Source organism: Agrobacterium tumefaciens, assembly GCF_031801495.1.
GTDB classification, from domain to species: domain Bacteria; phylum Pseudomonadota; class Alphaproteobacteria; order Rhizobiales; family Rhizobiaceae; genus Agrobacterium; species Agrobacterium tumefaciens_K.
Map to the genome: position 1 here is coordinate 1,003,148 of NZ_JAOEGC010000001.1, position 20,369 is coordinate 1,023,516.

Genomic DNA, 20,369 nt, shown 5'->3' on the forward strand with positions numbered 1-20,369 from the left:
TGTACCCGGCTGACTGAAGGGCCGCCGGGCCTTGACGTTACCAGGTCTGACGCAGCGTTGCGTAGATGCTGCGACCGGGATTGTAGTAGAGCCCGCCCGCGTCCCGGCTTGCCATGTGCTTCTCGTCGAACACATTGTTGACGTTCAGCTGGAAGGTCGTGTTTTCCTTGATCTTGTATGTGAAGGCGGCATCGAAAACGATGGCGCTGTCAGACGATATGGTGTTGGCAATGTCCGTGAAATAGGAAGCCGTGTAGCGAGCGCCAACGCCGAATGTCATGTCGCCGCGCGCGCCTTCGCCTTCGAGCGTGTAGGTGCCCCATAGCGACGCGAGGTTTTTCGGGACGCGCATCAGGCGGTTGCCGTCGTTCTTGCCACCCGGCTCGTCGATCTTGGAATCGATGTAGCTGTAAGCCGCGATCACGCTGATATTGTCAGTCAACTCCGCCTTGGCCTCAAGCTCCAGGCCACGGTGCCTGACCTTTTCGACGGTTGCGGGTATATAGCTCACCTGATCCTGCACGGTGATGTTCTCTTTCCTGAGGTCGTAGACCGAGGCCGTGAACAGGGCAGGGAAGGCATCCGGTCTGTACTTGAGACCAACTTCATACTGCTTTCCGGTCGTCGGTTCGATCTGACCGCCGGTTGCGGGATTGATCCCGACAGCCGGTGGTGCTGCGGATTCGGCGTAGCTGGCGAAAGCGGCCAGTTCCTCGGTGAATTTGTAGCTGGCGCCGAAACGTGTTGTCAATTCGCTGTGGTCGGCCGTCTGCGTTGTATATGGCGAGAACAGGTTCGTCTGGCTAAGGTCGAGCCAGTCGTTACGAAGGCCGAGGCTTACAGTCAGTCTGTCCGCAAAGGTCAGATCCTGCTGCACATAGATCGCATTCGTTTTCTGGTCGCTTGTGGAACCGGATGTGGGCGCGGTCGATATCGGTCCACCTGTATAGACCGGGTTCAGCCAGTTGATGGGCGGCGTCCCGGCAGGCGCGATATACAGCCCATAGTTCTGCGACTGGAAATGATTGTAATCGACGCCTGCGAGCGTGCGGCTCTCCACATTGTCAAAGGTCGTTTCGTAGATCAGGTTCGCATCGATCACGAACTGTTCGGTCGAGTTGTCGCTGCCAAAGAAGTAGCGGCCGGCCGTATTCGAGCCATCGGTACTTGTGCTTGCGATATAGGCACTGCCGAAATCGAGGTCGGAGCGGGCGTAGCGCGCATTCGAGCGGAAGCTCAAACCATTGCCGAAGTCGTGATCGAACATCAGGCTGTAGGTATTGCGGTTTATGTCGTTGAAATAATAGTCGGGTTCCCCGAAGAACACGCTTCGGTCGAAGTCCGTTCCAAGTGGATGGCCGCCGCTACCCGGAACGCCCTGCTTGTCCAGATGGTCGAAGACGAATGTCAGGCTCGTCGCCGCGGACGGGCGCCATGTCAGGCCGCCCATGATGAAGTTCTCGTCATTCTGCGAATAATCGTATTCACCGTCGGCGCGCTGGAGTTTGCCTGTCAGACGATAGGAGAGCGTGTCGTCCGCGGTGATATTGTCACCGAAGTCGAAACCCGTTTCCTTGTGAGAAAATGAGCCTGTCGTGCCGTAGACTTCGCCAAAACGCTCGCTCTTCGGTGTCTTCGTGACGTAATTGATAGACCCGCCCGGTTCGGCCGCCCCAAACCCTGCGGAGCTGGCGCCCTTCAGGATTTCGATGCGCTCGAAGGCATATGGCTCTTCCTTCGTGCCGCCGAACGTGCGGCCGACAATGAGGCCATCGCGATACGTATTGGGCGTGAAGCCGCGAATATCGACATAGTCGTAGCGGTCGTCGCCACCGTAGAAATCGGTCACGACACCGGCGGAATACTGAACCACTTGCTCGACGCTATCGGCTCCGCGTTCCTCGATCTCCTTGGAGGTGATGACGGAAACCGATGCGGGCGCCACCAGAACATCGGTCGCCATTTTGCCGGCGCCTGTCGTTTCCTTGGCGACGATCGACTTCGAATCGTTGCTGGTGTCGAGCCTTGCGGCGGTGCCGTTGCCCCGTACGACGATGGGGGCGAGCGTCGTGCCCGAATTTGATCCGTCTGCCTGCTGAGCGAACGAGAGAGATGGCGCAAGGGCCGCGAGTGCGGTGCAGCCGAGAAGCGCCATGCTCCGGGAGCGGATAAGCGCCTGTAATGAACGTCTGCCTGATCTATCGATATTCATTTGCCCAATTTCCAACAGAATAAAATAGTCGGGCCTCACTGCAGTGGCTTCCCCCGTGGAAGATGGCCTGATCAGATATGCCCCTCGCAGCGCCAATAACTTGAGAGAGTTTGTCCGGTATTGTAGATTTTGTCTGTTTTGTAGAAAACCACGGAAACTTCAAGGCTGATCTTCGCAAGCGGCCACATGATGCTTGACGATCAGGAGTTAAGCTGAGAGTTGAAGTCCACTTTTAACGTTTCGAGAGCTTGACGAATGTTCCGTTTGTTTCGTGGCCTCGCGCCCTTGATCGCGATCTGCCTGTCGGTCGCTGCCGTAACTCCTGCCGCTGCTGGCGAAAGCACGACCTATCCCGTCGTCATCAGACATGCGCTCGGCACCACGACCATTGCCAGGAAGCCGGAACGTGTCGCGACCGTGGCATGGGCGAACCACGAAGTTCCGCTTGCGCTTGGCATTGTGCCGGTTGGTTTTGCCGCGGCGAATTTCGGTGACGACGATGGCGATGGATTGTTGCCGTGGGTGGCCGAAAAGCTGAAAGAGCTCGGCGCCGAAAAGCCGGTTTTGTTCGATGAGGGCGACGGAATTGATTTCGAGGCGGTGGCTGCAACTCAGCCGGATGTCATTCTCGCCGCATATTCCGGGCTGAGCCAGTCCGACTATGACACGTTGAGCCAGATTGCGCCGGTCGTTGCCTATCCCGACGCGCCATGGTCAACCGGCTGGCGTGAGATGATCCGTCTCAACAGCGCGGGGCTTGGCATGAAGGTGGAGGGCGAGGCCCTGATCGCCCGCATCGAAAAGCAGATCGCAGATGTCGTCGCGGGCCACCCGCAACTCGCCGGCAAGAAAGCGATGTTCGTTACACATCTCGACTCGACAAATCTCAGCATCGTCAATTTCTATACGGCCAACGACAGCCGTGTGAAGTTTTTCGCGGATCTTGGCCTGACCTCGCCCAAAAGCGTGGTGGAGGCCACCAAGCCGGGCCAGTTTGCGGCAGGCGTCAGTGCTGAAAAGGTCGATGCCTTCGATGACGTCGATATTGTGGTGACCTATGGCAGCCAGCCTTTGCTCGACGCCATGCGAGCCGATCCGCTGCTGTCGCGCATGCCCGCCGTGACCCACGATTCCATCGTCATGCTTGGCCGTAACCCGCTTGGCACTGCATCAAACCCCACGCCGCTGTCGATCTCATGGGTTCTGAAGGACTATGCGGATCTGCTTGCCGGTGCGGCTGGCAAATCCGCCGGAAAATCGCAATGATATCCGGCGAAGCCGAGCCGCAGCATGCAACGGGGTTCAAAGTCCGGTCGGATAGCGTGCGCACGCTTGCGATGATTGGCGCGATTGCTCTGGTTGTTTTTCTGTGTGTGCTCTCGGTGTCCGTCGGCACGCGCTCGGTTAGCCTCGCGGATATTGTCGCGGCACTCGGTGGTCAGGTCGACAATATCGGGCAGGCGGCCGTCGCTGTCCGGTTGCCGAGAACGCTGCTTGCCCTGTTGGCCGGGGCGGCGCTCGGACTTGCAGGTGCGGTCATGCAGGGTGTGACCCGAAACCCTCTTGCCGATCCCGGCATTCTGGGGGTCAACATGGGCGCGTCACTGGCGGTCGTGGTTGCCGTGGCATGGTTCGATATCGCTTCTGCCAACGCCTTCATTCTGGTCGCCATCGCAGGGGCAGCGGCCTCTGCGGTTTTCGTATATGTCATCAGTTCTCTGGGGCGCGGCGGAGCAACGCCGCTCAAGCTCGCACTGGCCGGTGCCGCCACGTCGGTTGCCTTCTCGTCTCTGGTGATCGCCGTGGTGCTGCCGCGAAACGATATCGCCGGCGGTATCCGCGCCTGGCAGATCGGTGGCGTCGGTGGTGCGACGCTCGATCGTATTCTTCCTATTCTGCCGTTTTTGCTGGTCGGTTTCGCGATCAGCCTCTTCTCGGCGCGAAAGCTCAATTCACTGGCTCTGGGCGATGAGCTGGCGGCTGGCCTTGGTGAAAATGTTGCCGTCGCCCGCGCCGTCGCCTCCTTCGGTGCCATCCTTCTGTGTGGGGCAACAACGGCGATCTGCGGACCTATCGGCTTCGTCGGGCTGGTCGTTCCGCATCTCTGCCGCTTGCTCGCGGGTGTCGACCATCGCTGGCTACTGCCATTTTCAGCGCTTGGAGGCGCATGCCTGCTGCTGGCCGCGGATGTCGGCGGGCGCATCGTTGCCCGGCCATCCGAACTCGATGTTGGCATCGTCACCGCTTTCATCGGTGCGCCGTTCTTCATCTGGATCGTCAGACGCCAGCGGGTGCGCGAACTGTGACGACGCTTGACCCCATCATCGCTTCCGTCAGCGGAAATCGCCGTTATCGCGCACGCAGACGCAACCTCGTCATCGCAGTTCTCGGTCTCATCCTTTTGGGCGCCTTTGCCGTCACACTCATGCTGGGGCAATCCTTCACGCCGCCCGGCGACGTGATGCGGGTGCTGTTCGGCGAGAACATCGCGGGCGTGAGTTTCACCGTGGGTCAGCTTCGCCTGCCGCGTGCTGTCCTTTCAATCCTGGCGGGATTGAGCTTCGGTCTTGGCGGTGTCGCATTCCAGACCATGTTGCGCAATCCGCTCGCCAGCCCGGATATCATCGGCATCAGTGCCGGGGCGAGCGCCGCTGCCGTATTCGCCATCGTCGTTCTGTCGCTGAACGGCCCGGCGGTATCCGTTTTTGCTGTTGTGGCGGGATTGGCCATCGCCCTGCTTGTCTACGGTCTTTCATTCCGCAACGGGGTTGCCGGAACGCGTCTTATTCTTGTCGGTATCGGCGTTTCGGCGATGCTCGAAAGCTTTGTCGCCTATGTGCTGTCGACCGCACCCGCCTGGACATTGCAGGAAGCGATGCGCTGGCTGACGGGCAGCGTCAACGGCGCTAAGCTCGATCAGGTGCTGCCGCTTCTCGTCGCGCTCGCGGTGTTCGGCGGCTTGCTGCTCAGCCGCGCCCGCGATCTGGAAGCGTTGCGCCTCGGGGATGATGCCGCTGCGGCCCTCGGCGTCGGCGTTGCGAAAACCCGGATCATCGTCATTGTCGCGGCCGTCGGTATCATCGCCACGGCAACGGCCGTCACTGGGCCGATCGCGTTTGTGGCATTCCTCTCAGGTCCGATTGCCGCCCGCATCATGGGGAGCAACGGTTCGTTGCTTCTCCCTTCAGCACTAGTCGGGGCCGTTCTTGTGCTGGTAGGTGACTATTGCGGCCAGTTTCTCCTGCCCGGACGCTATCCCGTCGGCGTCGTTACAGGCGCGCTGGGTGCTCCCTACCTCATCTATCTGATCGTACGCGTCAATCGCGGCGGAGGTTCTCTATGACAGCCCATTCCCTTTCCGTGAATCAGCTTTCGGCCGGGTATGGTGACGCGATCATCCTCGATAACCTTGATCTCGTTGTGCCTCCGGGCAAGGTCACGGTGATTGTTGGCGCCAACGCCTGCGGCAAGTCCACATTGCTGCGTGCCATGTCCCGGCTTGTCGCGCCGCGTCATGGGCATGTCCTGCTCGATGGAAAATCGATCCACAGAACACCGTCCAGAGAGCTTGCCCGCACCATGGGCCTGTTGCCACAATCGCCGATTGCCCCGGAGGGCATTCTGGTCGCCGATCTGGTCAGCCGCGGCAGATATCCGCATCAGGGCGTTTTTTCACGCTGGACACGCAAGGATGACGAAGCGGTTGCCGCAGCCCTTGCCGCCACCAAGACGGTGGCTCTGGCGGATCGTGCGGTGGATGAACTTTCCGGAGGGCAGCGCCAGCGGGTCTGGATCGCCATGGCGCTGGCCCAGCAGACAGATATCCTGCTGCTGGACGAGCCGACGACATTCCTCGACATCAATCATCAGGTCGAAGTGCTGGATCTTCTGACCGATCTCAACCAGACGCGTGGAACCACCGTCGTCATGGTTTTGCATGATCTCAATCTGGCAGCCCGCTACGCGGATTTCCTCGTCGCGATGGAGGGAGGACGGCTGCATGTCTCCGGCAGGCCCGAGGAGGTGTTGACGGAGGAGAACGTTCTTCATGTCTTCGGTATCGAAAGCCGCGTCATTGTCGATCCGACGTCCGGAAAGCCGATGATGCTGCCGATCGGCCGGCATCGCGCGTCACGGGAAGGGATCTGAACCTTTTCTAATGACAGAGTTCGGTGCGCTCTTCATGGCCAGGCGGCGTAGGACTGAACCGCCTTGTCCTGGGCGCGCCTTGCATTGCGGCGAAAACGACCCGGTGATGTGCCTTCGTTGCGGGTGAAAAACCGGTTGAAATATCCGGGGTCCTGGAAACCCAGCCGGAAGGCAATTTCCGTCACCTGTAGTGATGAGTTGACGAGAAGATCTTTCGCCTCCGCAAGCAGTTCGCGGTGTATGTAGTGCTGCGGTGACAAGCCCGTCGCCTTGCGGATAGCAGCGCCGAGCCGCTCGCGGCTGGTGCCAAGCTTTTCTGCACAGGTTTCGACCGTTAGCTGGTCGCGCTTATGCTGCGCCACAAGCAATACGAAACGCTCGACGATACTGCTCGTCGACGTCGTTGCGCTGGTGAGATTGACAATGGCCTGCTGGCAGAGGCGGATGAGGACAACACTCAAGAGGCTGGTGATGACGGTGTCTGATCCGGTCGCAGGTTGAAAACCCTCGGCCGAGATCGTCTCAAGATAGTTTGTCAGTTCCCGCCGGTCTTTGTCGGACAGGCTCTGGGTCAGAACACGCTGCAATGTTTCGCGCACCGCCATGGCGCTGGTGCCGGTTGGCATTGCGTGGGCAAGCCCGACTTCCGTCGCCTTGAGCCATGTGCCTCGGCTCCCCGCATTAATTCTAAAACGTCCTGCCCTGCCAGACGGCAACCATATCATTTCGGAGGCCTGGACCGCCATCTGCGCCTCGTCACGAATGATCTCCGCTTCTCCCGATGAAAGTATCACAAGGTGGGCGGCATTTGCCTCGAGGCGAAATTCCGAAGTCCTCAGTGCAGGCGCCAGAATTCGGGCCTCGATCATTTGTGAGCGGAGCGTTGGCAAAGGGAGCGATGTTGGCATCGTGTAGCTCCAAAAGTACAATAATGGGATACATTAATGCATTTTATATCGATCTGTCGCTGTTAAACTTTCATCAGCGCATAAGGATGCCGGAGAGGAGCCGGCTACCTTCACAGACGCGCTTGGGAGGAAAATCATGACTATTTTGAAGCGCAGAACGCTGTTCTGCCTGCTGTCCGGTATTGCCGTTTCGGCCATCACGCCGTCGCTGACCTACGCGGAAGACCGCAAGTCGGTAAAGATCGGTTATGCCGTGTCGAAGAGTGGTGCCAACGCGACCGGAGCAGGCATCACGACCATTCCGAATTACAAGCTCTGGGTCAAGGAAGTGAACGATGCGGGTGGTTTGACGCTTCCCGATGGATCACGCCTTCCCATTGAAGTCGTCGAATATGACGACCGCTCCTCTGCGGAAGATGCGGTTCGTTCGACCGAGCGTCTGGCCAGCCAGGACAAGGTCGATTTTCTCCTTCCGCCTTGGGGAACAGGGTTTAATCTTGCTGTCGCGCCGCTCTATGACCGCTTCGGTTACCCGCAGCTCGCAGTCACCGGCGTGACCGACAAGGCACCCGAGTTTGCCGCTCGCTGGAAGAAAAGCTTCTGGATGCTGGGGGGCGGGCATGACTATGCCAATTCGCTCGCGGGCGTTCTCAAGGCAGCGCGCGATACGGGACAGATCAACGACAAGGTCGCGGTGATTTCCGTCGCTGACGGTTTCGGGATCGATCTTATCAAGGCGGCACGTCCGGCCTTGAAGGAGGCGGGTTTCACACTGGCCTACGACAAGACATACCCGGTCGGCACATCGGATTTCGCCGCGCTCGTCAATGAAGCCGCCGCAAGTGGCGCAGATAGCTTCATTGCCTTTTCATACCCGCCAGACAGTTTTGCGGTGACGAAGCAGGCGCAGACCAACAAATTCAATCCCAAGGTGTTCTACGTTGGTGTTGGTGGTGCCTTCCCGATTTTCCCGAAAGTCTCGGACGGCAAGCATGAGGGCGTCATCAGCATTGGCGGTGTCGATGGAACGAGCGACAAGATCGCCGATTACTTCAAGCGCCATGAAGCGTTCATCGGTGCAAAACCCGATAGCTGGGCAAGTGCCATCACCTATGCCAGCCTCGAAATGCTTGCGCAGTCGGTAAAGCGCGTCGGCCTGGACAAGGCTGCTGTGGCAGAGGAACTGTCGACCGGAGAATTCGATACGGTCATCGGTCCCGTCAAGCTTGAGGACAACCAGCTTCGGCAACTCTGGTGGGCCGGACAGTGGCAGGGTGACCGTTTTGTCGCCATCGCGCCCTCTGATCGAACTGGTGCCGCAAAGCCGGTCGTCCCGAAGCCCGACTGGTAATATTTTACCGTGAGCCGGTGTCTTCAAGCGCCGGCTCCACATGTCCGCTACTCCTGCATAGTGGAGAAATTTCTCGTGTTTTTATCCACCCTGGTCTTCGGCTTGATGCTGGGCGGGACCTATGCGCTCATCGCGCTTGGACTTTCGCTGCAATATGGCATCGCGCGCATCATGAACCTCGCTTACGGCGAAGTCCTGATCGCCGCCGCCTTCCTGACTTTCGTGCTTTTTTCTGGCTTCGGCATTTCGCCCCTCATCGCGCTTCTGATCGCCGCCCCGGCCGGCTACGTATTTTCGTTTGTCGTCTATGAGGTCATGATGCGTCCGCTTGTACACCGCTCAGGCGGGAGCGGCCGTCTAGAGGTCGATTCCATTCTGGCAACCTTCGGCTTGCTGTTCGTCATCCAAGGCGTCATGCTCGTCGTCTTTGGTGGCAACTATCACTCCTATTCCTATCTGACTGAAGGCGTCGATATTTTCGGAACAACTGTTGCCCTCAACAGGGTGCTGTCCTTCGTCCTGTCCGTGGTGATCGGTGGCGGGCTCTATCTCGCATTGACGCATAGCCGCTGGGGCCTGAACCTGCGCGCCGTCGCCCTTGCTCCGCGCTCTGCGCCGCTTGTCGGCATCGATGTCAACCGTATCGCCGGTTCCGGATTTGCGCTTGGTGGCGCGCTGGCAGTCGCGGGCGGTGTCATGATTTCGATGTACCAGACGTTTTCTGCCTCCTATGGCGTGGTCTTCACCATGAAAGCACTCGTCGTTGTCATCATGGGTGGTGTCGGCAACCTGCTTGGTGCGCTTGTTGCAGGCCTGCTGCTCGGTCTCGTGGAAACCTTCGTGCTTGTTTATGTCGATCCCGGCCTGACACTTGCCGCAACCTACGCTCTGTTCCTCGCTGTCCTGCTCTGGCGGCCGGAAGGCATCTTTGCAAGGAGAGGCAAATGATCGCGCTCGTCATCTCCGCCATAGTGGTTGCCCTTCTGGCTCTCTCACCCTTCTTCTTCGATGCCTATGGTGTCGGCCTGATAGTCGGTCTTCTCGGTTACGCAACGCTTGCCTCGGCCTGGGCCATGTTCTCCGGCCCGACACGCTATGTCTCCCTTGCCACCGTCGCCTTCTTCGGTGTCGGCGCCTACACGGTCGCTGTCCTGAGCGAGGTGCTTGCCTGGCCTCTGGTTCTCGTTTCCGCCGCGCTCGTTGGGGCAGGGCTTGCGCTGGTCGTCGGCCTTTCGACACTTCGCGTTGCAGGCATCTATTTCGTGATTTTCTCCTTTGGTCTCGCCGAACTTATCCGCCAGCTCATTACCTGGTATGAGGTCAATCTGACCGGTACGCTCGGCCGCTACATCTTCCTTCCGATCGAACCCCAGCATGTCCTGTGGCAGCTTCTGGCGCTCGCCGTTTTAACCCTCTTGCTTGCAGCCCTTATCGAACGCAGCAGGCTTGGTCTCGCCCTCAAAGCAATCGGTGACGATGAGGTGGTTGCCCAGCATGCAGGCATCAATCTGGCGCGAGCCAAGCTGACCCTCTTTGTGCTGTCCGCTACGATCATTACACTGGTCGGTGCGATCCAGGCGCCGCGCTGGGTCTATATCGAGCCAGCCATCGTCTTTAACCCGCAGGTCTCGTTCCTGACCGTCATCATGGCGCTTCTTGGCGGCGCGAACCGTCGTTGGGGACCGATCCTGGGCGCCGTCCCGCTCTTCCTTCTGTTCGAATGGCTAGGGGCAAACTTTCCGAACCACTTCTCTATCATTCTCGGCCTCCTTTTTATCGTCATCGTTTTTGCTCTGCCCGATGGCGTCCTGGCTGCACTCGAGAAAACCCGCAGGAAGGAGGCGCGCGCATGACGCCCGTTCTCGAGATAAAAGAGATACGCAAGACATTTGGGGGGCTGAAAGCCGTGGACGGACTAAGCTTCTCCATCGCACCGGGTGAGGTTGTCGGGCTGCTCGGACCCAATGGTTCAGGTAAGACGACACTGATGAACCTCATCTCCGGTGCCCTGAAACCGACGGAGGGCTCGATCCGTCTGGACGGCAAAGAGACGGGTGGTATGCGACCGGATCTGATTGCCCGCACCGGAGTGGCACGGACCTTTCAGCTCGTGCGACTGCTGCCCTCCCTGTCGTTGCTGGAGAATGTCGCCGTTTCCGCGGTGTTCGGTCCGCGCCAGCTCTCCAGAGCCGACGCAGAGGATGTTGCCCGTCAATGCCTGAAGCGGATAGGGCTTGCGGGCCGGGAACACATCAACGCCGGCGACCTAACCTATATCGATCAGAAACGGCTGGAACTTGCGCGCGCACTTGCAGGCGAACCGAAGTTGCTGTTGCTCGATGAATGGCTTGCAGGCCTTAATCCGACAGAATTGACGGAGGGAATTGAACTGATCCGCCAACTCGCGCGTGAAGGAACGACCATCCTGCTCGTCGAACATATCATGGCGGCCGTGCGCGCACTCTGCCCTCGGTCCGTCGTCATGGCGGCAGGTCGCAAGATTGCGGATGGCCCAACGTCTTCCGTCCTCGACGATCCCAACGTGATTTCAGCCTATCTCGGAGTGGTCCATGCTTGAGATCGACTCCCTGACAATCCGTTATGGTAAACATCTTGCCGTGGACGGCGTAAGTTTAAGCGTTGCTCGGGGGGAAACCGTTGTGCTTCTTGGCGCAAACGGTGCTGGCAAGTCGTCGTTACTGAAAGCGATTGCCGGCCTTGTCAAACCGGTCTCCGGAGATGTTCGTGTCGACAATAACTCGCTCGCCACCATTTCAGCCCACGCGATTGTCGACCACGGCGTCGCAGTCGTGCCGGAGGGGCGAGGCATATTCCCGGCTCTGACGGTCGAGGAAAACCTTCGCCTTGGAGCCAATCCTTCACATGCCCGCGGCCTTGAAGCCAAAACACGTGACAGCATTTTTGCACTCTTTCCGCGGCTAGCAGAACGGCGGGGTCAGATCGCTGGAACCATGTCCGGCGGCGAGCAGCAGATGGTGGCGATCGGTCGCGCGCTGATGTCTGCGCCCGATTACCTGTTGCTCGATGAACCCAGCCTCGGTCTTGCGCCGATTGTGACGCAGGAACTTTTCGCGGCTCTTGCCCAGATCCGCGCCACCGGGCTGGCGATTCTTCTTGTGGAGCAGAATGTGCGTGAGAGCCTTGCTCTTGCCGATCGGGGCTATTTGCTCGAGGCCGGACGTGTTGTCGGAGCTGGTTCAGCCGCGAGCCTTTCTGCCGACCCGGCTGTGCAGCGGGCGTTTCTTGGCGGTGCGACCGCCGCTGTCAATTGAATTCAGGAGGAATTATCATGCAATCCATCAATCTCTTCATCGCTGGCGAACATCGCCCCGCAGGCGACGGCAAACGCTTCGAGAGGAGCAATCCGATTACCGGTGATATTGCGACCAGTGCGGCCGCTGCGACCCTTGATGATGCGACGCTTGCTGCCGATGCGGCCGCGGCCGCCTTTCCTGTCTGGTCGGCAACACCTCCCGGTGAACGCCGTCGCCTGCTTCTGGCTGCCGCCGAGGCCCTTCGCGCTGCAGGACCTGCAATCACCGACGCGATGAAGGAAGAAATTGGTGCGACCGATGCCTGGGCGGGCTTCAACGTTAAGCTCGCAAGTGACATGCTGGTTGAGGCAGCGAGCCTGACGACGCAGATCAAGGGAGAGGTCATTCCCTCCAACCGGCCGGGGACTATGGCGATGGCTTTGCGCCAGCCGGTTGGCGTCGTCCTTTCGATGGCGCCCTGGAATGCGCCCGTCATCCTCGGTGTTCGCTCACTCGCCACGCCGCTTGCGTGCGGAAATACCGTCGTCATGAAGACCTCCGAACTGTGCCCGCGCACCCACGCTCTGATCGTTGAGGCCGTAGCATCGGCCGGACTCCCGAAGGGTGTTTTGAACGCCGTATCCAATGCACCCGAAGATGCCGCAAAGATCGTCGAAACACTGATCGCTCATCCAGCTGTCAGACGGGTCAATTTCACCGGATCGACGCGTGTTGGCCGCGTTATTGCCGAGACCGCCGGCCGTTACCTCAAACCCGCACTTCTGGAACTTGGAGGCAAGGCACCCTTCATAGTCCTCGACGATGCCGATATCGATGCTGCTGTCGCCGCTGCTGCCTTCGGTGCCTTCATGAACCAGGGCCAGATCTGCATGTCGACGGAACGTATTATCGTGCTGGATGCCGTTGCCGACACATTCGTCAGTGCGTTTGCCAAGAAGGTCGAGACACTGAAGGCAGGCGATCCGCGTGAAGGCAAGACACCGCTTGGCTCGCTCGTCAGCGCTGAGGCCGCCGCCCGTATTCGCACCCTCGTCGACGACGCCGTTTCCAAGGGGGCGAAACTCGTTGCCGGTGGCAGCGGAAGCGGCACGATGCTCGATGCACTGGCCGTCGACGGTGTGACGCCAGCAATGCGACTTTACTCGGAAGAGAGCTTCGGTCCGGTCGTTTCCATCATTCGTGCCACAAGCGTTGATGAAGCTGTCAGTATCGCAAACGAAACCGAATTCGGTCTTTCGGCCGCAATTTTCGGTCGCGACCAGGCGCGGGCCCTTCAGATCGCCGGGCGTATCGAAAGCGGTATCTGCCACATCAACGGTCCAACCGTGCACGACGAGGCACAAATGCCGTTCGGTGGCGTGAAGGCGTCCGGGTATGGTCGTTTTGGTGGGACCGCCGGTATTGCCGAATTCACTGAGCTGCGCTGGGTCACGCTTCAGGACGGGCCGCTGCATTACCCCATCTGAGGAGGAGAAACCTTTGATTGGCGCCGCTCTTTGATAGGAGCGGCGTCATCGCGCCTGGCCGACAAGCCAATTCGTCAAGTTCCGGACAGGATCATCCTGACGTTTCGGCTTTACGAGCCAATACCCCCGGTCAGGGGCATCAAGGGCAGGGCCTGCAATAACGAGCACACCTGCATCAACAAGGGAATCGACAAGTCCCGCCCACCCGATTGCCAATCCTTGTTCACCGACCGCTGCCTGTACCACCATGGAATAGTTGTTGAATGTCAGGTCGCCCTGTTCCATTGCCGACTGCCGTTCGACGCCGAAATGGCTAAAATAGCTCCTCCAGTCGAACCACTGCGTTGACGAGGTGTTTTCCAGATGGATGAGCTTGTGGCGAGACAGTGCTCGCGGATCTGTCTCTGCTCCTGCTTTTTGCAGATAGGCAGGAGCGCAAACCGGTGCGATCTTCTCCGAGACAAGCAGGACCGCACCTTCGCCGGCTTCTGCGCGTGAACCGAAGATCACCATCACATCGCCGTCTTCCTTCGCCTGCCTCAGCGGGTTCTGGGTTGCGACGATCTGGATATTGATATCAGGATCGACGGCACGGAAGGCGTGCATGCGGGGAATGAGCCAGAGCGAGGAAAAGGCGTAATCGGTGTGGACCCTGATTGATGGCCGCTCGCTCTTGCGGCGCAGTTGCTGCGTAAAGAGATCGACGGCATCGACGTTGTTCGAGACGATCTCGAAAAGACGCTTGCCATCTGTGGTCAGTTCTATGCCGCGATGCTTTCGTCTGAGAAGCGCTGTCTGCAGTTCGTCCTCGATCTTGCGAATCTGGTAGCTGACAGCAGGCTGCGTCAATCCAAGGTTTTCGGCTGCCGATGTCAGACTACCGCGGCGCACGACTTCGCAGAAAATGCGCATCCACCCTAGGTCGAGCGGTCTCTCAGGCATAAAAAATCCTTATGTGAAATATCGAAAATTACCGGCTTCACAGCAGGTTCGGTGCTGTTGTTCAATAAATATCTCTAATAACTGCGGAACTCCAATGAAAACCATCTCTCGCATGAACAGGATTGCCACAGGTGTCTTTTTCTGTGTGGCTGCTTTCTCCACGACTGTTCAGGCCGCTGACGATGCCGCCTGCAAGACGGTCCGCATGAGTGATCCCGGCTGGACGGATATTACCGCGACCAACGGTGTTGCCGCCGTCCTTCTGGATGCGCTTGGCTATGAAGCCGATGTCAAGACGCTCTCGGTTCCTATCGGCTATCAGGCCATGAAAAACGGCGAGATCGACGTTTTCCTCGGCAACTGGATGCCGGCCCAGAAATCCTTCGTCGATGACCTGAATGCTGCAAAAGCGGCCGAGGTGATGACGAAGAACCTCGAAGGTGCAAAGTTTACGCTCGCTGTCCCCGCCTATATGGCAAGGAAGGGTGTGAAAGACTTTTCCGACCTCGCCAAACACGCAGACGAGTTCGAAAGCAAGATCTACGGCATCGAGCCAGGTGCTCCGGCAAACCAGAATATCCAGAAGATGATCGATGCCAATGATTTCGGTCTGAAGGGCTGGCAATTGGTCGAATCCGGAGAACAGGCCATGCTTGCCCAGGTCGAACGTGCCGGCAAACAGGAGAAGGGTGTCGTTTTCCTCGCCTGGGCGCCCCATCCCATGAATGAGAAGATCGAGATTTCCTATCTGTCGGGAGGGGACGCCTATTTCGGAGCGAATTTCGGCGGAGCTGAAGTCTATACGCTGGCAAGGACCGGATGGGCACAGCAGTGCCCGAATGCGGCGAGCCTCTTCAAAAAACTGAAATTCGAAATCGGAATGGAAAACAGCCTGATGGGTTCGATCCTCGGCGGTGAAGATGCAAAGGCCGCAGCCACAGGCTGGCTCAAAGCCAATCCGACGGCGCTCGATGGCTGGATGACGGGTGTGACCACGCTCGATGGCAAGCCGGGCGCGGACGCGGTCAAAGCCAAGCTCGGGCTCTGACAGGAACCATTATTTCATGACGCGTCCGAATATCCTGATCCTCATGGTCGACCAGTTCAACGGAACATTGTTCCCTGACGGGCCGGCCGATTTTTTGCATGCCCCGCATCTGAAGGCGTTGGCGGAACGCTCTGTGCGTTTCGCCAACACCTATACGGCAAGCCCCTTATGCGCGCCGGCACGCGCGTCGTTCATGTCCGGGCAGTTGCCGAGCCGTACCCGTGTGTACGATAACGCGGCTGAATTCGCCTCAGATATTCCGACCTACGCACATCATCTGCGGGCAGCAGGTTATTACACCGGGCTTTCGGGAAAGATGCATTTTGTCGGGCCTGATCAGCTACATGGTTTTGAAGAACGTCTGACAACCGATATCTATCCGGCCGATTTTGGATGGACGCCCGACTATACGAAGCCCGGCGAGCGGATCGACTGGTGGTACCACAATCTCGGTTCGGTGACGGGGGCAGGGGTCGCCGAAATCACCAATCAGATGGAATATGACGATGAAGTCGCCTATCATGCGACCCGGAAGCTCTATGACCTGTCGCGCAAGCTTGATGACCGCCCGTGGTGCCTGACGGTCAGCTTTACGCACCCGCATGATCCATATGTCGCGCGGCGGAAATTCTGGGATCTCTATGAAGATTGCCCCGTTCTTGATCCGAAGGTCGGCGCCTTGCCGTTCGAGCAGCAGGACCCGCATTCGAAGCGCCTGCTCGAAGCCTGCGATCATACGGCGTTCGACATTACGGATGAGGAGGTGCGAAGGGCACGCCGCGGATACTTCGCCAATATCTCCTACGTCGATGAGAAAATCGGCGATATCCTCGATGTGCTGAAGCGCACCCGCATGGATGACGACACGATCATCCTGTTCCTCTCCGATCACGGGGATATGCTGGGTGAGCGCGGCCTCTGGTTCAAGATGTGTTTTTACGAGGGATCTTCGCGGGTGCCCTTGATGGTCGCGGCTCCAGGATGGGAGCCTGCGCGGATCGATGCACCGGTTTCAACGCTCGACGTCACACCCACGCTGTGCGGGCTGGCTGGCCTCGATATGGCTTCGCTGAAACAATGGACGGATGGCGAAGACCTATCCGGCGTTGTCGCCGGCACGGGCGTGCGTGGTCCAGTGCCGATGGAATACGCCGCAGAAGGTTCGATCGCCCCGCTTGTCGCTATCCGGGACGGTCGCTTCAAGCTCACAGTCTGCGACGCCGATCCGCCCTTGCTGTTCGATCTCAATCAGGACCCTGACGAGCGGGTCAATCTTGCCGATGATCCGGAGCATGCGGCGGTCGTCAGGGATATTCTCTCACAGATCACAAAACGCTGGAACCTTGCATCCTTCGACGCATCGGTGCGGGAAAGCCAGGCAAGGCGCTGGGTGGTCTACAAGGCGTTGCGAAACGGTGCCTATTACCCCTGGGATTACCAGCCGTTGCAAAAGGCATCCGAACGCTACATGCGCAACCACATGGATCTCAACGTGCTGGAAGAAAACCAGCGTTTTCCACGCGGAGAGTAAGCGGTCAGACAATCAGGCCGAGCGATGTACTCTCGGTGCGCCTCCCATGGCCTGCACCGCGAGGCTGCCAGCCTGGATGCCGGCTTCAAGGCATTGTTGCGGGCTTTCACGGCTGAGCCATGCGTCAAGGAAGCCGGCATTAAAGGCGTCACCGGCGCCGGTGGTGTCTATGACGGGAACATTGCGGGCGGCCGCGTGGAAAACACCACGATCCGCTGATAGCCATGCGCCTTCAGCGCCGCCTTTCAGCGCAACAACGGGAAATGCGGATGATAGGGCATCAATTGCCTCGCGAGGGTCGGCCTTTCCGGTGATGGCTTCTGCCTCCTCAAGGTTCGGTAGGAAGACATCGACGCCCTCGCAGGCCGCGAGCAGGCCGTTGCTGTAGATGAGGGCGGCGTCCCAGCTTGGATCGAGCGAGACGGTAAGGCCGTTCTCCTTGGCGCGGGTGACGAGATCGGGGATTTCGTTGAGGGTGGCAAACTCGGCAATGTGGAGATGGCAAGCCTTTTCCCAGGCGAAGGCCGCATCCAGTGTCGACGGCCGCGCATGTCCTGCACGATGCGTCAGGAACGCCCGGTCATGCCCGACAACCGTTGCAACGGTGACTTGCGGACCGGCGTCGGCTGAATGCTCCAGGAATTGCAGATCGATACGATGCTCACCCATCTGTTTGCCGATGGCGCTGGAGAAGGTATCGGTCCCGAGCCTTGCCAGTAACGCAACGTCACGGCCAATATACGCAAAATGGGCCGCGGCAATGAACGCACCGCCGCCGGCTGCCATCTTCATATCGCTCGCAAATGTCTCCCTACCAAGGACGGGCATCGCATCGAGCCCGGTGAAGACTAGGTCGCAATAGATGCGACCAACACTGATAATCGCAGACTTACGCGTGACACTCGCCATCATGCACGGTCCAGAAGCTTTTCCGTTTTGGTATCAAACAGATAGAGAGAACCTTTTTCCGCGTGGCATCGGAGCTGGCTGCCGACTGCTGGTATCGATTTGCCGCGGGCGGTCGCGATGATCGAACTTGTCGACGTATCCAGATGGACAAGCGTTTCAGGGCCGAGAGGCTCGACTGCTGTTACTGTCCCTTCGATGGAAAACGTGCGCTCCGTCTCACTGTTCTCGCCAACGAGAAGATCATGAGGGCGTATGCCGATCAGCAGCTCACCTGTGGCTGAAAACGTTATGCCTTCGGCTTTGCGCGTTCCCTGCAGGAGGTTCATTGACGGACTGCCGATAAACCGCGCCGTAAAGACATCCACGGGTTTCTCGTAAAGTTCAGATGGCGTGCCGACCTGAAGGATATGCCCGTCTTTCATCACAACGATCCTGTCGGCCATCGTCATGGCCTCCACCTGGTCATGTGTCACGTAAACGGTGGTTGTCTTAAGACGTTGATGCAAGCGTTTGATCTCTATGCGCATTTGTGATCTGAGCTGTGCGTCGAGATTGGACAACGGCTCATCGAACAGAAAGGCAGAGGGATCACGCACCATGGCACGTCCGATCGCGACGCGCTGCCTCTGGCCGCCCGATAGCGCGGCCGGCCGGCGGTCAAGCAGGGCCTCGAGGCCGAGAACACGTCCGGCCTCTTCGATGCGTCGGTTTTTTTCCGCGCTGTCGAGCTTTGAGGTGTAGAGACCGAAGCCAATGTTCTGGCGCACGGTCATATGCGGGTAGATCGCGTAATTCTGGAACACCATGGCGATATTGCGCTGCTTGGGTTCCTTCTCGTTGACAACATTGCCGCCGATTTTCAGCGTTCCGTCAGAAATCTCTTCGAGCCCGGCAATCATCCTGAGCGTCGTCGATTTTCCGCAACCGGATGGACCGACGAAAACGACGAATTCCCCATCCTCGATGGCGAGATCAATACCCTTGACCGCCTCGACCTTGCCGTAGCGCTTTACGATTTGATTGAGTTCGATTGTCGCCATTATCGCGCTCCCGTCAGGGCGGTAAATTTCTCGGTGAGTTCAGCGGCTTTCGCGGCTTCGTAGTCGGCCGACTTTTGGGCCTCGGCAGCAAGGGCGCCTAGCTTTTCACGATAGGCCGCGATTGCCTCGCGCATGGCGGTCGGGGCAGGACCGCCGAAACGGTTGCGAACGGCAACGAAGTGCTCCGGCGATACGATTTTTCTGAATGTCGTTTCGTCGACGGTCGTATCGTGGCCTGCCAGTTCCCTGAAGGCTTTCTGGAATGGAGGAAAGCCGTCAGTCGGCAGGTCGCCTTTCAAGGCGACAACACTTTTTGCGACCGCAGCAGCGATTTCATGTGCCTGGCGGAAAGAGAGGCCCTCGATGCGGACTAGGGAATCTGCAAGTTCGGTGATGGTGATGCAGGAGCGGCGAATGTTCTGATCGACCCGTTCAGGATCGATGCTGATCTTGCCGATGAGGCTGGCAAGGAGATCAAGCACACGTCCGGCCGAGGCGAAGGCCTCATAACCGACACCCTGCGTTTCGCCTTCGCTGTCATTCATGTCGGTAAAGGGCGTGTTGTGCATCACGTCGAGCATGGTGCGTGCCCTACCGAAGGTTTGGCTTGCGAGATGGCGCAGGTGCTCGATCGGGACGGGATTGCGCTTTTGCGGCATGATCGAAGATATCTGCACGAGCGAATTCGGTACGTATATCTGGCCGACTTCAAAACTCGTCCAGAACTGAAAATCCTGAATGAGCCGCCCAAGATGCAGGAACATCAGTTCCATGGCCGAATAGGTTGCTGTGGTATAGTCGACTGCAGCAATACAGGAATAGGAGTTGCGCAGCGGTGCCGAGAAACCCAGCAATTCTGCGACCCGGGCCCGGTCGATCGGAAAACCGGACGTCGTGATGGCCGCAGCGCCCATCGGTGAAAGGTCGACAATCCGCCGGGCTTCTGCGAAGCGGTCGATGTCGCGCACCAAAACCTCGATCGCCGCGGAGAGATAGTGGCCGAACGTTGTCGGCTGCGCCGGTTGCCCGTGGGTGTAGGCGACGATCAGCGTGTTTTCATTACGCTCGGCGGCGTCAATCATTGCCTCAAGAAGAAGACGCGCCTTGGTCATCAGGGCATCGATCTTCTCTTTCAGGCCGATCTTGAAAAGCGTGTGATCAATGTCGTTTCGTGAGCGGGCGGTATGCAGTCGCCCGGCCACATCGACACCAATCCTTGCTTTCAGTTCTTTCTCGATCAGGAAAAAGAAGTCCTCGACCTCGCCGGTATAGATGAGCGTCGAGGGATCGATGGACCTGTCGATATCCTCAAGGGCACCAGCAATTTTTGCGGAGGTTTCAGCGTCAAGAATGCCGGTTTCACGCAGCATGACCAGATGAGCACGGTCAATGCGCCTAAAGCCATCGACGTGATGATTTTTTGCGCCATCGAACAGGGGGCGAAGCACTGTTTCCTTGTAAACGGCATCGGGAAACTTGCTGGTATCGGAAAGGCGCGGGTTCGTATCGGCCATGAT

18 protein-coding genes are annotated in these 20,369 nt (G+C 58.6%); 12 read left to right on the top strand and 6 right to left on the bottom strand.

Annotation, left to right across the window (positions count from 1 at the left end; translation table 11 throughout):
- Positions 1 to 37: 37 nt before the first annotated feature.
- A complete protein-coding gene (locus N7578_RS04630) occupies positions 38 to 2,212 on the bottom strand; it encodes a TonB-dependent siderophore receptor (RefSeq protein ID WP_311109124.1) in 2,175 nt (724 codons plus the stop codon).
- Positions 2,213 to 2,467: 255 nt separating this feature from the next.
- On the opposite strand from N7578_RS04630, the gene N7578_RS04635 reads away from it, so the two are divergent.
- From N7578_RS04635 to N7578_RS04650, 4 genes are read left to right on the top strand one after another with little or no spacing between them, the layout of a single operon-like run.
- On the top strand, positions 2,468 to 3,478 hold the full coding sequence (locus N7578_RS04635; RefSeq protein WP_311109125.1) for an iron-siderophore ABC transporter substrate-binding protein: 1,011 nt from the start codon (positions 2,468 to 2,470) through the stop codon (positions 3,476 to 3,478).
- Positions 3,475 to 4,518: an iron ABC transporter permease gene (locus N7578_RS04640; RefSeq protein ID WP_311109126.1), complete on the top strand. Its 1,044-nt coding sequence runs from the start codon at positions 3,475 to 3,477 to the stop codon at positions 4,516 to 4,518. Before N7578_RS04635 ends, N7578_RS04640 begins: the two co-directional genes overlap by 4 nt.
- On the top strand, positions 4,515 to 5,555 hold the full coding sequence (locus N7578_RS04645; RefSeq protein WP_311109127.1) for a FecCD family ABC transporter permease: 1,041 nt from the start codon (positions 4,515 to 4,517) through the stop codon (positions 5,553 to 5,555). Before N7578_RS04640 ends, N7578_RS04645 begins: the two co-directional genes overlap by 4 nt.
- Entirely contained in the window at positions 5,552 to 6,361 is an 810-nt protein-coding gene (locus N7578_RS04650; RefSeq protein ID WP_311109128.1) for an ABC transporter ATP-binding protein, read from the top strand. Before N7578_RS04645 ends, N7578_RS04650 begins: the two co-directional genes overlap by 4 nt.
- A gap of 32 nt (positions 6,362 to 6,393) precedes the next feature.
- Here N7578_RS04650 and N7578_RS04655 read toward each other — a convergent pair whose 3' ends face one another.
- Complete coding sequence (locus N7578_RS04655) at positions 6,394 to 7,269, bottom strand: AraC family transcriptional regulator (RefSeq protein ID WP_311109129.1); 876 nt, start codon at positions 7,267 to 7,269, stop codon at positions 6,394 to 6,396.
- 136 nt (positions 7,270 to 7,405) lie between these two features.
- Between N7578_RS04655 and N7578_RS04660 the strand changes: the two genes are divergently transcribed.
- The 6 genes from N7578_RS04660 (at position 7,406) to N7578_RS04685 (ending at position 13,382) form a co-directional block, all read left to right on the top strand.
- Entirely contained in the window at positions 7,406 to 8,620 is a 1,215-nt protein-coding gene (locus tag N7578_RS04660) for an amino acid ABC transporter substrate-binding protein (protein ID WP_311109130.1), read from the top strand.
- Positions 8,621 to 8,695: 75 nt separating this feature from the next.
- Entirely contained in the window at positions 8,696 to 9,568 is an 873-nt protein-coding gene (locus N7578_RS04665) for a branched-chain amino acid ABC transporter permease (RefSeq protein WP_311109131.1), read from the top strand.
- Entirely contained in the window at positions 9,565 to 10,473 is a 909-nt protein-coding gene (locus tag N7578_RS04670) for a branched-chain amino acid ABC transporter permease (protein WP_311109132.1), read from the top strand. The genes N7578_RS04665 and N7578_RS04670 overlap by 4 nt, the downstream gene beginning before the upstream one ends.
- Positions 10,470 to 11,198 carry an ABC transporter ATP-binding protein gene (locus tag N7578_RS04675; protein WP_311109133.1) on the top strand — a complete coding sequence of 243 codons (729 nt, stop codon included), beginning with the start codon at positions 10,470 to 10,472 and terminating at the stop codon, positions 11,196 to 11,198. Before N7578_RS04670 ends, N7578_RS04675 begins: the two co-directional genes overlap by 4 nt.
- Positions 11,191 to 11,913 carry an ABC transporter ATP-binding protein gene (locus N7578_RS04680; protein ID WP_311109134.1) on the top strand — a complete coding sequence of 241 codons (723 nt, stop codon included), beginning with the start codon at positions 11,191 to 11,193 and terminating at the stop codon, positions 11,911 to 11,913. The genes N7578_RS04675 and N7578_RS04680 overlap by 8 nt, the downstream gene beginning before the upstream one ends.
- A 17-nt stretch (positions 11,914 to 11,930) precedes the next feature.
- Positions 11,931 to 13,382, top strand: coding sequence for an aldehyde dehydrogenase (locus tag N7578_RS04685; RefSeq protein WP_311109135.1), 1,452 nt, complete (start codon positions 11,931 to 11,933; stop codon positions 13,380 to 13,382).
- A gap of 45 nt (positions 13,383 to 13,427) precedes the next feature.
- Here the strand turns inward: N7578_RS04685 and N7578_RS04690 are convergent, their stop codons facing one another.
- Positions 13,428 to 14,324: a choline sulfate utilization transcriptional regulator gene (locus N7578_RS04690; protein WP_311109136.1), complete on the bottom strand. Its 897-nt coding sequence runs from the start codon at positions 14,322 to 14,324 to the stop codon at positions 13,428 to 13,430.
- A 94-nt stretch (positions 14,325 to 14,418) separates the two neighbouring features.
- Here N7578_RS04690 and choX point away from each other — a divergent pair, with 94 nt between their 5' ends.
- Positions 14,419 to 15,372: a choline ABC transporter substrate-binding protein gene (gene choX / locus N7578_RS04695; RefSeq protein ID WP_311109137.1), complete on the top strand. Its 954-nt coding sequence runs from the start codon at positions 14,419 to 14,421 to the stop codon at positions 15,370 to 15,372.
- A gap of 16 nt (positions 15,373 to 15,388) precedes the next feature.
- Positions 15,389 to 16,903: a choline-sulfatase gene (gene betC, locus N7578_RS04700; protein WP_311109138.1), complete on the top strand. Its 1,515-nt coding sequence runs from the start codon at positions 15,389 to 15,391 to the stop codon at positions 16,901 to 16,903.
- Positions 16,904 to 16,915: 12 nt separating this feature from the next.
- Here betC and N7578_RS04705 read toward each other — a convergent pair whose 3' ends face one another.
- From N7578_RS04705 to argH, 3 genes are read right to left on the bottom strand one after another with little or no spacing between them, the layout of a single operon-like run.
- Positions 16,916 to 17,815, bottom strand: a complete 900-nt coding sequence (locus N7578_RS04705) for a PfkB family carbohydrate kinase (RefSeq protein ID WP_311109139.1) — start codon at positions 17,813 to 17,815, stop codon at positions 16,916 to 16,918.
- A complete protein-coding gene (locus N7578_RS04710; protein WP_311109140.1) occupies positions 17,812 to 18,852 on the bottom strand; it encodes a sn-glycerol-3-phosphate ABC transporter ATP-binding protein UgpC in 1,041 nt (346 codons plus the stop codon). Before N7578_RS04710 ends, N7578_RS04705 begins: the two co-directional genes overlap by 4 nt.
- Positions 18,852 to 20,366: an argininosuccinate lyase gene (argH, locus tag N7578_RS04715; RefSeq protein ID WP_311109141.1), complete on the bottom strand. Its 1,515-nt coding sequence runs from the start codon at positions 20,364 to 20,366 to the stop codon at positions 18,852 to 18,854. Before argH ends, N7578_RS04710 begins: the two co-directional genes overlap by 1 nt.
- Positions 20,367 to 20,369 lie beyond the last annotated feature (3 nt).

Excerpts from the sequence above, each read along its gene's own strand:
- N7578_RS04630 (WP_311109124.1), bottom strand. The coding sequence starts at position 2,212 with ATGAATATCGATAGATCAGGCAGACGTTCATTACAGGCGCTTATCCGC.
- N7578_RS04635 (WP_311109125.1), top strand. The coding sequence starts at position 2,468 with ATGTTCCGTTTGTTTCGTGGCCTCGCGCCCTTGATCGCGATCTGCCTG.
- N7578_RS04640 (WP_311109126.1), top strand. The coding sequence starts at position 3,475 with ATGATATCCGGCGAAGCCGAGCCGCAGCATGCAACGGGGTTCAAAGTC.
- N7578_RS04650 (WP_311109128.1), top strand. The coding sequence starts at position 5,552 with ATGACAGCCCATTCCCTTTCCGTGAATCAGCTTTCGGCCGGGTATGGT.
- N7578_RS04655 (WP_311109129.1), bottom strand. The coding sequence starts at position 7,269 with ATGCCAACATCGCTCCCTTTGCCAACGCTCCGCTCACAAATGATCGAG.
- N7578_RS04660 (WP_311109130.1), top strand. The coding sequence starts at position 7,406 with ATGACTATTTTGAAGCGCAGAACGCTGTTCTGCCTGCTGTCCGGTATT.
- N7578_RS04670 (WP_311109132.1), top strand. The coding sequence starts at position 9,565 with ATGATCGCGCTCGTCATCTCCGCCATAGTGGTTGCCCTTCTGGCTCTC.
- N7578_RS04675 (WP_311109133.1), top strand. The coding sequence starts at position 10,470 with ATGACGCCCGTTCTCGAGATAAAAGAGATACGCAAGACATTTGGGGGG.
- N7578_RS04680 (WP_311109134.1), top strand. The coding sequence starts at position 11,191 with ATGCTTGAGATCGACTCCCTGACAATCCGTTATGGTAAACATCTTGCC.
- N7578_RS04685 (WP_311109135.1), top strand. The coding sequence starts at position 11,931 with ATGCAATCCATCAATCTCTTCATCGCTGGCGAACATCGCCCCGCAGGC.
- N7578_RS04690 (WP_311109136.1), bottom strand. The coding sequence starts at position 14,324 with ATGCCTGAGAGACCGCTCGACCTAGGGTGGATGCGCATTTTCTGCGAA.
- choX (WP_311109137.1), top strand. The coding sequence starts at position 14,419 with ATGAAAACCATCTCTCGCATGAACAGGATTGCCACAGGTGTCTTTTTC.
- betC (WP_311109138.1), top strand. The coding sequence starts at position 15,389 with ATGACGCGTCCGAATATCCTGATCCTCATGGTCGACCAGTTCAACGGA.
- N7578_RS04705 (WP_311109139.1), bottom strand. The coding sequence starts at position 17,815 with ATGATGGCGAGTGTCACGCGTAAGTCTGCGATTATCAGTGTTGGTCGC.
- N7578_RS04710 (WP_311109140.1), bottom strand. The coding sequence starts at position 18,852 with ATGGCGACAATCGAACTCAATCAAATCGTAAAGCGCTACGGCAAGGTC.
- argH (WP_311109141.1), bottom strand. The coding sequence starts at position 20,366 with ATGGCCGATACGAACCCGCGCCTTTCCGATACCAGCAAGTTTCCCGAT.